Origin of the sequence: Luteimonas aestuarii (assembly GCF_004357985.1) — a bacterium.
Classification (GTDB): Bacteria; Pseudomonadota; Gammaproteobacteria; order Xanthomonadales; family Xanthomonadaceae; genus Luteimonas; species Luteimonas aestuarii.
The window spans coordinates 23,953-37,984 of sequence record NZ_SMTF01000002.1 but is presented as its reverse complement, the minus strand read 5'-3'; the positions used below and the strand labels follow the sequence as shown (position 1 = coordinate 37,984).

General features: G+C 65.9%; 8 protein-coding genes. 2 read left to right on the top strand and 6 right to left on the bottom strand.

Annotation, left to right across the window (positions count from 1 at the left end):
* Positions 1-12: 12 nt before the first annotated feature.
* The 5 genes from E2F46_RS02650 to E2F46_RS02630 form a co-directional block, all read right to left on the bottom strand.
* Complete coding sequence (locus tag E2F46_RS02650) at positions 13-714, bottom strand: DUF6445 family protein (protein WP_133320631.1); 702 nt, start codon at positions 712-714, stop codon at positions 13-15.
* Positions 715-720: 6 nt separating this feature from the next.
* Positions 721-2,304, bottom strand: a complete 1,584-nt coding sequence (locus E2F46_RS02645) for a tryptophan halogenase family protein (protein WP_133320630.1) — start codon at positions 2,302-2,304, stop codon at positions 721-723.
* Positions 2,305-2,391: 87 nt separating this feature from the next.
* Positions 2,392-3,414: a cupin-like domain-containing protein gene (locus E2F46_RS02640; protein ID WP_133320629.1), complete on the bottom strand. Its 1,023-nt coding sequence runs from the start codon at positions 3,412-3,414 to the stop codon at positions 2,392-2,394.
* Positions 3,411-4,160 carry a SapC family protein gene (locus E2F46_RS02635; protein WP_133320628.1) on the bottom strand — a complete coding sequence of 250 codons (750 nt, stop codon included), beginning with the start codon at positions 4,158-4,160 and terminating at the stop codon, positions 3,411-3,413. The genes E2F46_RS02640 and E2F46_RS02635 overlap by 4 nt, the downstream gene beginning before the upstream one ends.
* A gap of 165 nt (positions 4,161-4,325) precedes the next feature.
* Positions 4,326-7,520, bottom strand: coding sequence for a TonB-dependent receptor (locus E2F46_RS02630; protein WP_243720279.1), 3,195 nt, complete (start codon positions 7,518-7,520; stop codon positions 4,326-4,328).
* Between the two features lie 947 nt (positions 7,521-8,467).
* Here E2F46_RS02630 and E2F46_RS02625 point away from each other — a divergent pair.
* Positions 8,468-9,934, top strand: a complete 1,467-nt coding sequence (locus E2F46_RS02625; RefSeq protein ID WP_133320627.1) for an MFS transporter — start codon at positions 8,468-8,470, stop codon at positions 9,932-9,934.
* Between the two features lie 93 nt (positions 9,935-10,027).
* Positions 10,028-11,272, top strand: coding sequence for a cation:proton antiporter (locus E2F46_RS02620; RefSeq protein WP_133320626.1), 1,245 nt, complete (start codon positions 10,028-10,030; stop codon positions 11,270-11,272).
* A 22-nt stretch (positions 11,273-11,294) separates the two neighbouring features.
* On the opposite strand, the gene E2F46_RS02615 is transcribed toward E2F46_RS02620, so the two are convergent.
* On the bottom strand, positions 11,295-13,985 hold the full coding sequence (locus tag E2F46_RS02615) for a TonB-dependent receptor (RefSeq protein WP_243720278.1): 2,691 nt from the start codon (positions 13,983-13,985) through the stop codon (positions 11,295-11,297).
* Between the last annotated feature and the right edge of the window lie 47 nt (positions 13,986-14,032).

Sequence of the window (14,032 nt, the reverse complement as noted above, 5' to 3'; positions counted from 1 at the left end):
GGGGCGACGGGATCAGGGTTTCACATCGATGAAACTGTTGATCGACAGGCGCCCGGCCTGCAGGTCGGCCGGCGGGACGCGGCGGCTGTCGATGTTGCCCGAATGCAGGGCATTGCGGCGGTAGACGATCATGCGGTTGAACACGCCATCGATGCTGGCGATGCGTTCGAACAGCTCGGTGTCGCCGTCGATGTAGCCAGTTGCCGGCGCGTGCTCGCCCTTAGCTTCGTGCTCAAGTGCGGCGTAGTAGCCGTCGCGGCGGGCTTCGTCCACGGTCTCGTAGCCGGTGCCGCGGTGGCGATAGAACGCGGTGCCGCCCCATGCGGCGCGGAACAGGTAGTGGACGGTCGCCAGGCCCAGCGCGGTGGTGGAGTCGATGTGCGGGATGCGCTGCAGGAAGGCCAAGCGCTCCGGCGCCTGCGTGACCAGCGAGTAGTGGCACATCGGGAAGGCCAGCCGCGCGTCGCGCGGCAGCCCGAACACCTCGTCCAGCAGCGGGCGCAGCACGCCCTCGACGAACACTTCATACGACAGCGGCGCGCGCGCACGCACCCCCGGGAACATCGCGCCCTGCGGCGTGAACCGCAGGCGACCCGCCTTGCGCAGCAGGCGCTCCGGCTCGCGCACCAGCTGGTCGATGACCACCACGGGCGCACCTTCTTCGCCGACGGACAGGCGCTGCACGCACAACTGCGGATGCGGTTCCAGCAGCACCTGCGCTCAGCCCACCGTCGAGCGGTTGCGCAGGTCCCACACGCCCGGGTCGGCCTTGCAGTAGCGGTCGATGAATGCCTGCTGCGACGGCATGGCGGCCACCGTGCGCGTGAGTGGACGGCGGATCACCTCGAACAGCTGGCGCAGGTCCTGGTCCTTGATCGCCCGCGTCACCGGATGGTGCTGCGACGGCACCACGCCCTGGCCGAGCATGCAGTGGGTCCAGGAATCGAGGCGGAACAGTTCGTCATCGCCCTGCCAGGCGTGCGCACGCTCGCGGAACTGCGCGATGCGCTCGGCCAGACTGTGCGGCAGCGACATCTCGCGGCATTCGCGCCACAGCGGTTCGCTGCGCTGGTTGAGGTGGTAGTGGAGGATGATGAAGTCGCGCACGTGCTCCATCTCCGCACGACTGACGTCGTTGTAGCGCTCCACCATCGCCGGCTGGATGCCATCGGCAGGGAACAGGTGCAGCAGCCGCGCGACCGAGCTCAACGCAAGGTGGATGCTGGTCGATTCCAGCGGCTCGATGAAGCCGCTGGCGAGTCCCAGCGACACCACGTTCTTGTTCCAGGCCTTGAGCCGGCGGCCGGTACGGAACGGCACCAGCCAGGGGTCGCGGATGGCCGGCGCGCCGGCGTCGCGCGCCAGCTTGGCGGCGGCCTCGTCGTCGGACATGAATCGGTTGGTGAAGATCAGCCCGCAGCCGACGCGGTGCTGGAGCGGGATGTGCCAGCGCCAGCCGGCCTGGTGCGCGATCGCGCGCGTGTACGGCACCGGCGGGCCGACGGACTCGGTCTGCAGCGCCACCGCGCGGTCGCACGGCAGCCACTGGTTCCAGTCTTCGTAACCGGTCTTGAGCGTCTGCTCGATCAGCAGGCCGCGGAAGCCGGTGCAATCGATGAACAGGTCGCCCTCCACTTCGCGCCCGTCTTCCATCACCAGTGCGGTGACGAACCCGGTCTCCGGATGCTGCCGCACCTCGCGGATCTTGCCCTCCACGCGCCGCAGGCCGAAGCCTTCCGACTTGCGGCGCATGAACGCGGCATACAGCGCGGCATCGAAGTGGTAGGCGTAGCTGACCTCGGGGTTCTCCGGCACCAGCGACTGCCCGGTCCAGCGCGTCGACCACTGCGCGCCACCGCCGGTCTGCGCTTCGGTCAATGCAAACTTGTCCTCGCGCGACGCCAGCGTCTCCAGGCAGAAGTCGCCCAGCTCCGAGTGCATCCCGCGACGCAGGCTCTCCAGCCAGAAATGATGGAACTCGCACGACCACGTGCCCAACCCCGTCAGGCCGAAGGGATGGATGTAGCGGTCGCCCTCGCGCTTCCAGTTCTCGAACGAGATCGACAGCTTGAACGTACCGGCGACCGCGCGCAGGAACTCACGCTCGTCGATCTGCAGCAGCCGATGGAAGGTGCGGATGGTGGGGATCGTCGATTCGCCCACGCCGACCGTGCCGATCTGCTCCGACTCGACCAGGGTGATCTGGATCAGGTCGCGGAACTGGTGCGCCAGCGCGCACGCCGCGACCCAGCCGGCGGTACCGCCGCCTGCGATCACGACCTTCTGGATCCTGCCCTCAGCCATTCCAACCCCCATCGTTGTCGTTGCCTTGCGACGTCACTTGACCGGCGGGGACATGCGGCCTGCCGGGCCCGCGCCGGTCGCAACCCATCATCGATTCAGCTTGCTGGTCAACATCGCCCGCAGCTGCCGCGCCAGCGTGTCGTCGATCGGTCCCAGCACCTTTCGCGCGGCTTCCGGCAAATGCGCCCCCGCGCGGTTGGCCGGGCCGAAGACGTAGTAGTCGAATATCTCGCGCCAGGCCTGCTTCTCCCGCTCGGGCCGGTCGCGGATCGCCCACAGCGCGTGGTACAGCGCGTGCATCGGCGTGGGGATATGGGCCGGCATGCTGCCCCACCAGTAGTTGACCAGCACGTTGAAGGCATCGAGGCCTTCCACCTGGTGCCACCACAGGCTGGGGATGAACAGCGCGTCGCCCGCGTCGAGTTCGGCATGGCGCGCAACGGCCTGTGCCTCGCGGAAACGCGGGAACCGCTCGAAGTCGGGATCGGCGAAATCGACCAGGGTGATCGCCTGCCCGCCGGGGCTGGGCTCAAGTGGTCCCGGATAGAGGTTTGCGATCTGGTCCGGGGGAAACAGCGTGAACCTGCGACGACCCACGGCGACGCATGCGATGTTGTTCGGCGCATCGTAGTGGCAGGAGGCGATGGTGCGGTTGCCGATCCAGACCGCCGGCGGCGCCTCCACGCCTTGCGCGGCGAACGCGAGGTCGTTGCCGGCGCGCAATCCCGGCAGGCAGCCGTCGACCAGTGCCGAGGCCATGTAGAACGTCGGCGGTCGCGGATCGTCGCGATGCGACAGCACCTCGCGCAGGTAGTCGTCGAGTCGTGCGCGCCGCGGCTGGGTGTTCAGCTCGGTGTATCCGGGCTTGTAGGCGGGACGGCCGCCGACCTCGGGACCGCCGTGCGAATACTGCACGGGCTTGCCGGTGTAGAACCCGAGCAGGTAGTCGACCGCCGCTTCGTGCGAAACCAGGCCGGCCTGCACCAGCGGCCAGTCGCGGACGAGTCCGCGCAACACCACCGGCTCTCCGCCGGCCAGCAGTTCATCCAGTGGCAGCGCGTCGGGGCGGCAACCGTCGCGCTCGCGGATGGGCGAGCCAAGCGTGGTCATGGCACCTGAGCGCCGTCGCGTCCGCGCAAGCGACGCTGCTTTTCCGCCATCAGGTGTCGCATGTTGTGCAGCGAGGCCAGCAACAGGTAGGCGCCTTCCAGGAAGCCGGACCGATGCAGCGCATGCAGGGTTTCGGCGTCGAGCGAAGCCAATCGATCGCGATCGATGCCGAAGAACCCGGTGAGGTTCGCGCCGGTCGAATCATCGAACTTCACGTCGAGGCGGAGCGGCTGGATCAACCCGGCGGCATCGAAGGCGGCATACATCGCCTTGCCACCCTCCACGCCATCGTGGATGCCCCGCAGCACCGTCGCCACGCGCTCGAGATATGGGCTTTGGCCACCGCCTGGCAGGAACACCGCCTCGCCTTCGTCAAAGCTCACCCTCGGATGGTCGAGATCCACATGGACCACCGGCTCGCGGCGCAGCTCGCCATCGACCTGTTGCTCCTGGAAGCCGATCAGGAACGGCCCCTTCGCGATATGGCCGGGCAGGTAGGCGGCACTCCAGCGGCTACCGCGCAGGAACAGGTTCTCTTCCGGCTCGAACCCAAGCAGGGCCACGGAACGGTATTCACCGCTGTCACGGTCACGGTGCAGGAAGATCGGGTACTCGCGCTGCAGTTCGGCGTATTCGGTCGCGTACGCCGGCACGGTGCCGCTGGCGTCGCCGAATTCGGGGCCGAAGCGGGTGATGACCCTCAGGTCCTTGTGCGCGACGTTGTTGAGCAATTCGTATCGTGACATCAGGATCCTGCCGGGGAACGGATCGACGCAGCCGTCCGAAGGTCCGAATATTCCGCAATCAACGCTGCGCCGCAAGGCGCCAATGTCCTGATAAAGGAAACCGGGGCCGCCACGTCGGACGGCCCCGGCCCTTGCCACACTCCCGCCTGGGGAGGAACAGCGGGATCAGAAGCGGTAACGCATCCCCACCATGTAACGTGGACTCTGGTCGAGCAACTTGACCATCATCGTCTCGGTGCGGGAGCGCCAGCGGACGTCTTCGCCGGTGAGGTTGATGGCCTCGAAGCCGACCGACCAGCGATCGTTGAACGCGTATGCCACGCTCAGGTCCAGCTGGTGGTAGGCCTCCACGTAGTACGGATTGCGGTTCGCGGCGCCGTTCTGGTTCGCCTGGATCAGGTACTCGTCGCGCCAGTTCCACGCCAGGCGTGCGGTCCAGCCGAACTTCTCGTACATCAGCACCAGGTTGGCGGTGTCGCTGAGGCCCGTCAGCGCGAACTGGTCGCCCGCCGCCGGATCCGCCGCGTCATCGATGCCGATGTTGCCGTTGACGATGGTGTAGTTGGCGGCGATGCCGAACCCACTGTCGCCGAAGAAGTACTGGCCGCCAATCTCCCAGCCATGGATCTTCGCCTGCCGCTGGTTGACCGGACGGTTGACGTTGAACATGTACAGCGGGTCGTCCGCCTCGCCGACCAGGTCGTACGCGGTGGCGATCGCCTGCCATTGCGCATCGCTGCCGTTGTAGGCCGCCAGCCCTCCGGTTTCCGGGTTGCGGAGCATCGCCAACGCGGTGAACAGGCCGATATTGTTCGCCGAACAGATGTTGGGGTCGTTGCCGGCCGCGACCACCTGCGCCTGGCATTGCGCACTCTGCAGGAACGTCAATGCTGCCTGCGCATCCGGGCCCGACGTGGGGTCCCGCAGGCCATAGAGATTGTCACGCTCGACCGTGGTGCCGGGAAAGTTATCGACCCGCTTGTTCCAATACGTCACCGACACGAAGCTGGACGGCGCGAAATACCACTCCAGCGCGAGGTCGAAGTTGTCGGACTCCAACGGCATCAGTTCGGGATTCTGCGCTTCGCCCGTGGCACGCATGCTGTCGGCGACGAGGATGGAACCCGTCGGCCCGTTGCCGGCGATGGTGGCGCCTGCGTAGAGGTTGCCGTAGCCCGGTCGCGCGATGGTCTGGCTGTACGAGGCACGCCCCTTCAACGCGTCGGTCAGGTCGATGCTGAAATCGATGTTCGGCAGCAGGTAGCTGTACCGGTTGGTTTCGCTGAACGGCTGGACTGCCGACGACTGCACGATCGCGAAGTCGTTGTCGTCCCGCCACTGGATCGCCTCCGGCACCACGATCTGGGAGGTGGAGGTGAGGTCGGTCCGCTCGTAGCGCAGGCCAAAGACCGTGTTGGTGCGCATGCCGCCGAGGTCGCCGTCCATCACCCACTGCACGTAGGCGGCGTTGCTCTTCTCTTCGATGCGGTTGTCGGCAGCCAGCGCCGGATTGTACCTGGACCGCACGCCGTACTCGCCCGCCGCCCACTGCGCGAGCTCGCTGGCGTTGCCGCGCCAGGCGCCGCCGGGGATGCCGGTGGTGTCGAAGTCACTGAACAGTCCCGAGATGCTGATCGGATTCAGCAATGCCAGCATGCCCGGCTCGTTGCCGACGTTGGCCACGCCCCAGTCGCCCAGCGTGCCGTAGGTGTCGTCCGAGTTCTGCCGCCGCATCGTGACCTTCGACGAATCGACGCCGAACTGGAAGCGCCCGCTCTCGAAGTCCAGCTGGCCATCGATGCGGCCCTGCGTCACCTCGGTCTCCTGCTTGGTGTGCCAGATCCGAAGCACCTGCGAGCCAAGCTGTCCGGGCGGGAAATCGGGATTGAGCACGCCATTGGTCCCGGCCAATGCATCCGGCTGGGACGGGAACCACGTGCGGCTTGCAATCGGCAGGCCGTTGTTGAACCGGAACTCCTGCGCCCAGTTGCCGCCGCAGTACGCGCCGGTGCAGTTGCGGGGTGCCTCGGTCGCACTGGTCCCGGCCATGCTGAAGAACGTGGCGCTACCGCCGGTGATCGGGTCGTTCGGCAAGCTGCGGCTGCGGGAATTATGCGCATCGAAGGCCAGCGTGAAGCGATCGGTCACCGCCCAGTCGGCGTTGAAGCCGATCGAATCGAGGCGGAACTTCTGCATGTTGCGCTGCTGCTCGTACCCGAAGTCCTTGCCCCCGGTGACTTCGCGCAGGTACACCGGCACGGCGACCGCGCCGCTGGTGTCGAACTCGATATCGGTGAAGCCGCCGCCCTGGTTGAGCCATTGCGTCTGTTCGCCGCGGTCTTCGGTGATCTCGTTGCTCGAGTAGGTGTAGTCGAGGGTCAATGTCAACGCATCGGTCGGCGCGAACTGCAGCACCGCCTGGCTGTTGATGCGCTCGCGCTCGACATCCGAGAATGCATAGCGCAGGTCGTTTGGAATCGTGTAGAGCGCACCCAACGCTGGCGCATTGACGATGTTGATGTCGGAACGGAAGGCATTGTCGGTGCCGGTCCAGCGACGGATGCTCCACTGGTTCTCGGTCGCCTGGACATCGCCGCCCCTGCGGTTCTGGTAACTGGCGCTGAGGCTGACGCCCCAGGTCTTGTCGGCATTGGTGTGGCTGAAGATGCCCGAGACCTCCGGCGTGATGTCGCTATCGAACGGCTGCGAGCGATCGGTGCCGAGCTTGACGCCTGCATTGGCGACCGTGCCGCTGTAGTCGAACGGACGCGCCGTGAGGATGTCGAGCGTGGCACCGATGCCGCCGCTGGGCGCATCCGCGCGCCCGGTCTTGAACACGGTGATGCCACTGATCGACTCGGACGCGAGCTGCGCGAAATTGAACCCGCGCGTGCCGGACCCGACGCCGCCGGTCACCGAGTCACCATTGGAAAAGCCGTCCGCCCCCGGGATCTGGCGTCCGTTCAACGTCACCATGTTGAAGCCCGGGCCGAAGCCGCGCGCGGTGACCTGCGCACCTTCGCCATTGCGACGCTCGATCGAGATGCCGGTAATGCGCTGCAACGACTCGGCGAGGTTGGTATCGGGGAACTTGCCGATATCCTCGGCACTGATCGCATCGACCACGCCAGGCGTGTCGCGCTTGGTGTTCATCGAGGTTTCGAGGCTGTTGCGGATGCCGGTCACGACCACCGTGTCCAGTTCCCGTGCCTGTTGCGCCGCCTGCGCCTGCTGCGCGGTCGGAGCCTGCGGCGGCGGGGTGTCCTGCGCGAAGGCAGGATTGATCACCAGCACGCCGCCGACGAAGGTGAACATCGCCTTCGAACGAATGAATCGCATCGACCTGGACTTGCGGCTCATGCCGGCACCCCCATCATCACCGGCGCACTTTCGCGCCCTGTCTCGCCGACGCGCAATGCGGCGCGTCCCGATGTGCGCGTGCACGTGCGGCACCCATTCCTGCAACTTGCCATTTCGGTCACCCTCCCCACCCTTGTTCCGGAATCGATTGATGGATATCGCGCCCTTCCCCCAGGACGCCCTCTAAAGCCGAACCGCGTTCCACATCCCCTGCCTGCAGCGCCATGGGAAGACCCGACCACCTCATCCCCGATTCTGCCGGGGCACCCGGACGACAGCCTCGCAAGCGTCGTTTTCTGTTAGCGCTAACATAATTGCAATGCCGAGATAGCACGCCATTACAGCGCTGTCACCGTGCACTGCAGCAGAGTCGCTGACCAATTCCTGGCCGCAGTCGGTGGTGCAAACGCTTCCATTGGAGCCGAAATCAGCGCCGCGCTGCGAGACGCGGCCGGCCCAGCGAACTCGACGCGGCTCCGCGTTTCTCGGCAGTTGCCGGCGCCGGGGTGGTAGCGGTAACAGAATTCGCGGCGAACGATCCAAGGATCGCCGCACTGCGACACGCTCTTCGCTCCATCGTTGTCATCGCCGCATTGTGGTGCCGAACACGCCTTTCCGCCGACTGCGGGCGTCGTCCTTCGCGTCCACCCGACCCGCTACGCCGGCCGAGGTGTCCGCGATGCCTTGCAACGGGCGCGTCCGATCGATGGCCCGGGTGACGCACGCATCGGCAGGACGCACGCGCAGGCATGCTGCAATGCAGCGGAAGCATTCCGCACTCCTGCCCTCCCACGCCACGTTGGAAACGCATACACGGCAATGTTTGACAACGTTGTCAGCCGGACAGTAAAAGCATTCCTGCGATCGCATGCGTACCGCCGGACACCTTCCCGCCGATGATGCAGCGCCGCGAATCCCCCCGCATCCACATGCAATTGGCAGGCCCCATGACGACCCAACACCAGACCCGCTGGTCGCAATTCCTCGTCCTGATCACGGTGTTCTTCTTCTGGGGCTTCGTGGCCGCCAGCAACGAGATCCTGATCCCGGTCTTCAAGAATGCGTTCAACCTGACCCAGACCCAGAGCATGTACGTGGCCTCGGCGTTCTACGCCGCCTACACCGTCGGCTCGGTGATCTACTTCCTGACCTCGAAGGCCATCGGCGCGGACCTGCTCAACCGCATCGGCTACAAGAACGGTATCGCGCTGGGCCTGGTCATCTCCGCGCTGGGCACCCTGCTGTTCTATCCGGCGGCGAACGCCGGCTCGTTCGGGCTGATGCTCTCGGGCCTGTTCATCGTCGGCCTCGGCTTCTCGCTGCAACAGATCGCCGCCAACCCGCTGGCGATCGTGATGGGCGATCCGGCCACCGGTGCGCAGCGCCTGACCATGGCCGGCGGCATCAACAATTTCGGCACCACCATCGGCCCGTTGCTGGTCAGCATCGCGATCTTCGGCAGCGTGTCCGCCGGCGGCACCGAGGCCAACATCGAAGCGGTGAAGACTCCCTACCTGGTGCTCGGCGCGGCGTTCGTGCTGGTGGCGATCTTCCTCAAGTTCTCTTCGGTGCCCAACAGGATCGACCTCGACAGCATCGCCGAGGAGGAAGCCGAGGACGCCACCAAACTCGTGCATCGCTCCTCCGCGCTCAAGTATCCGCAGCTGGTATTGGGCATGATCGCGATCTTCGTCTACGTGGGCGTGGAGGTGTCGACCATCGCCAACCTGCCTGCGTACCTGAAGCTTCCGGTCGAACAGGGCGGCCTGGGGCTGCAGACGGCGATGATCGCGCCGTTCGTGTCGCTGTACTGGGCCAGCTTGATGATCGGGCGCTGGGCCGGCGCCGCGGGTGCGTTCAACGCGCCGCCCACCGTGCGCTGGATGCTGACCCTGCTGCTGCCCTACCTGGCGTTCGGCGTGTTCCTGGCGGTCAACGCCATCGCGCAGTACCAGGTCTCGCAGTTCCTGGTCTACGGCGGGGTGATCGTGACCATGATCGCCGCCACCTTCGCCAGCCGCGGCAACCCGGCGCGGATGCTGCTGTACTTCGCGCTGTGCGGCATCGCCGCGCTGGTGATCGGCATGGCCAGCACCGGCATGACCAGCGTGATCGCCTTCATCAGCGTCGGCCTGTTCTGCAGCATCATGTGGCCGTGCATCTTCACCTTGGCGATCAGTGGCCTGGGCCGCAACACGGGCCAGGGCAGCAGCCTGTTGATCATGATGATCATGGGCGGCGCGTTCATTCCCGTGCTGCAGGCCTGGATCGTGGACGCGTACAGCATCCACCTGAGCTTCATCGTCGGCGTCGCCTGCTTCGCCTACCTGGCGTTCTACGCGGTGCGCGCGTCCAGCATCCTGCGCACGCAGGGCATCGACCTCGACAAGCTGGCGGCGAAAGCAGGACACTGAGCCTCGCCACCCCGCATCGTCCGCCGCCCCCGCCCAGCGCAGGGGCGCGCTTGACGGCACGTGGACTTCCCCGCTGACGCCATCGCATCGCCCATGAACCACGCCATCACCACCACCGAACTGTTCCTGCTCGCGATGGCGATCATCTTCGCCGTACCCTACCTGGTCTGGCGCGTATTCCGCACCGACTACTGGGCGCCACTGGTGGTGGTGCAGATCATCGCCGGCATCCTGCTGGGGCCGGGCGTGCTGGGCAAGGCGGTGCCGGAGTTCCACGCCACGGTATTCACGCCCGACGTCATCACTGCGCTCAACGGCGTGGCGTGGTGGGCGGTGATGCTGTTCGTGATGATCGCGGGCATCGAACTGGACCTGCGCAAGGCCTGGCTGAACCGCCGCGAGACCGGCGTCACTGCGGGACTCGCACTGGGCGTGCCGCTGGCGTTCGGCGCGATCGTCGCGGCGGGCATGCTCGGATTCGACGGCTGGATCGGTCCCGAAGGCCACCGCTGGCAATTCGTGGTCGGCGTGGGCATGGCGTGCGCGGTGACCGCGCTGCCGATCCTGATCCTGTTCATGGAGAAACTCGAGCTGCTGCGCAGCCAGATGGGCCAGCGCATCCTGCGTTACGCCAGCCTGGACGACATCGCCATCTGGGGCGTGCTGGCGCTGGTGCTGATGGACTGGGAGCGCATCGGCCGGCAGGCGGCGTTCCTGCTGGCATTCGGCGTGGCCTGCGTGTTCTTCCGCAAGCTGATGCGCGCCATCCCGATGCGCGACCGCTGGTACGTGATGCTGATCTGGCTGGCGGTGTGCGCGTTCGGCGCGGACTGGGCGGGCCTGCACTACATGGTGGGCGCATTCCTGGCCGGCGTGGTGATGGACGCGGAGTGGTTCGAACAGGAACTCATGGACCTGCTGCGCCACCACGTGCTGCTGGTGGTGATGCCGGTGTTCTTCCTCAGCACCGGCCTGCGCACGTCGTGGGACGTGGGCGGCAGCGCGGTGTTCCTGGCGGCGGCTGCGCTGCTGGTCGCTTCGGTGGCCGGCAAGCTCGCCGGCGTTCGCATCGCCGGGCGCATCCTGCGCTGGAAACCCGGCGAAGCCTCCATCATCGGCTGGCTGCTGCAGACCAAGGCGTTGATCATGATCATCTTCGCCAACATCCTGCTGGACAAGGCCATCATCACCAACGAGACCTTCACCGCCCTGCTGCTGATGGCCGTGGCCAGCACCATGCTGACGATCCCGATGGTGGCGCCGAAACTGCGCGCCTCGCGCTTCCCCGACACGGCCGTCGACCTGGGCCGGGTTGCGGACAACGGGCCGGGACGCTAGTCCCGGCCCGCAAGCCGGGTCATCAGAAGTTGTAGCGCACCCGCACGCCGTAGCTCCTCGCGTCGTTGAGGAAGCGGATGTTGAGGCCCGAACCCACCAGCGCCTTCTGCGAGACGTCCTTGTCGAGCAGGTTGGCGCCCCAGATCTCCGTCCTCCAGGCTCCGTCGGGTGAAGTGAATCCCGCACCCACGTTGATTTGGGTGACGGCGCGCTGCCGGTCCGGGAAGCCGGCGGTGAAGGCATCTTCCACCCGATCCACGGTCCCTGCGGTATCGGCCAGGAACGTGACTTCGCGGTTGTTGAACTGCGTCAGGTAGTACGCGGAACGGTAGGCGGCCAGGATCTGCCAATCGAACGTCCCGAAGGACACATCGAACAACTGCTGCAGGCGGGCGTTGAAGGTCAGCTTCGATGCCAGCGGCAGCTCGTTCCCGGAGAGGTCGATCTCGGACGTGATGCCGCCTGCGTCGTAGTTCTGGCTGCGCGCGTCCGCCACCACACCCTGCCTGATCTCCGTGTCGAGGTAGAGGGCGTTCAGGTTGAGCGAGAACCCGTGTTCGAAGCGAAGCGTGCTGTCGGCTTCGACACCGAAGATGCGCGATTTGCCGACGTTGCGATTGGCGAGCGCAAAGCCGGATGCCTCTTCGGTCACCGGATCGAACGAGATCGCGGTAAGGTCCTGGAACACCTGGTCGGTGTAGTTGTAGTAGAACGCGGCGACATTGAAGGTTGCCGGCCGGCCGAACATGTCGAACCGGTTCTTGGTGCCCAGTTCCAGCGCCAGGATCTTCTCGGGGCGATACGTCTCCGGGATCACGTCGGGATCGAACGAATCGTTGAATCCGCCTGCCTTGTGCGCGGTCGACAGCGTGCCGTAGACCAGGCTGCGGTCGGTACGGTCCCATTCGAATCCGAAACGCCAGTCGGTGTAGTTGAACGCACTGCTACCCTGCTGTTGGGAGGGGATAGTGAGGTTGGCGTAGGTAAACCCGCCGTCCGGTGGGCACTGCATGAACCCGTTGTCGATATCCGGACGCACGAAGCAGTTCCCGTTTGGCGCACTGCCGTCCGCGATGCCGCCGATCTGCTGGATCAGGGTATCGCGCGCACCCGGCGTCAGGATGCCCTGCAGCAGGAAGCGCGCGAAATCCGCAGAGGAACTCAGGCCGCTGACGTCGAAGTTGGGGCGGTTCAGCAATGTCGGAACGAACCCCTCGGTTCCCAGCCGCGTTGCGAAGCAACAGGCAAAATCGGCGCCGCCGAGCGTCAGCGCCCAGTTGCCGCCGATGCCGTAACGGGACTTGGATTCGTCCGTGTAGCGCACGCCACCCTTCAGCCGGAAGGTGTCGGTAACATCGAAGGTGCCGTCACCGAACACCGCCCACGATTTGCCATCCACGTCGGGCATGGTGAACTCGGTGCCGGAATAACAGCAGTAACCCTTGTCGGCGAGCGAGAAGTAACCGACCTGCTGCTTCTCGTGGAAGTAGAACCCGCCCGCGGTCCAGTTGAAGCGATTGCCGTCGGTGGATACGAACCGCAACTCGTGCGTCTGTGCTTGCGACCTGGTCTGCCAGAACTGGCTGCTGAACACATCGTAGTCGACGGCAGACAGGTCGCGTCCCGGCCAGTTGATGCTGTCGCTGGTGGCATTGCGCTGCCAGAAATCGACATCGCGGAAACTGCCGTTGTATTCGAGCGCGATCGCGCCGAAGTCGTAGGCCACGTTGCCCTGGAAGCCCCAGATGCGGTTGTCCATCGCGCCCTGGCGGCCGCGGTACACCACTTCGCGCATATCCACGTCGTCGGGACCGTACCCCGCGCGCACGGCGCTGTAGATGTTGGCGCCCGGATACCCCGTGCCGGACTCGTGCCCCATGTCGACCATCGCGAAGACCGACAGTTTGTCGTCCGGCTCGTAGAGGAACGACAGGCGACCGGCGGTTTCATTCTGGATGCCCGCCGGCGTCAGCCGGGGATCACCGACGTTGGTGAAGGACGAGCCCTTCTCGACGTGGTAGCCGGCGAAACGAAGCGCCGCGTTGACCGCGAGTGGCATGTTCAGTGCGACTTCGCCGCCGCGGTGATCGCGATTGCCGACTTCACCCTGCACGTAGCCTGACATCGAATCCTCGCCGAGTTGCGGACGCCTGGTCACGATGTTCATGGTGCCGGCCACCGCATTGCGTCCGCGCAGGGTGCCTTGCGGCCCCTTGTTGATCTCCACGCGCTCCAGGTCGTAGAACATCGTGCCGAGGCCGCGCGGGCGGGGAATGTAATTGCCGTTGAGGTGCGGCGCGGCGCCGGGATCGCCGAGCTCCGTATTGTTCGCCGAACCCACGCCACGGATGAAGATCTCGACGTTGCCTTCCTGGTTCGCGATGCTCATCCCGGGCACCGCCACCTGGATGTTGCGCAGTTCGTTGTTGATGCCCAGCGCGCGCAGGTCTTCCGACGTGAACGCCTGCGCGGTGCCCGCATAGCGCTGCAGGTCCTGCTCGCGCCGTTCGACGGTGACGATGACCGTATCCAGGTCCACCGCGCGGGTCGGAGGACCATCGGCAGGCGGCGGGGCATCTTGCGAAGACTGCATGGCGACGGCCGCGGCCGCGTGTGCGATGGATTCGCGCTCCGACGCGGCCGTCCCGGCGCTGGCCAGCAACAGCGTCATCGCGCCGATGACGAAGCACGATCCGAACAAGGTGCGTTTCATGTTGTCCCTCCCCAGGGTTGCGCAGGCACGTGCACGCACGGCCGCTG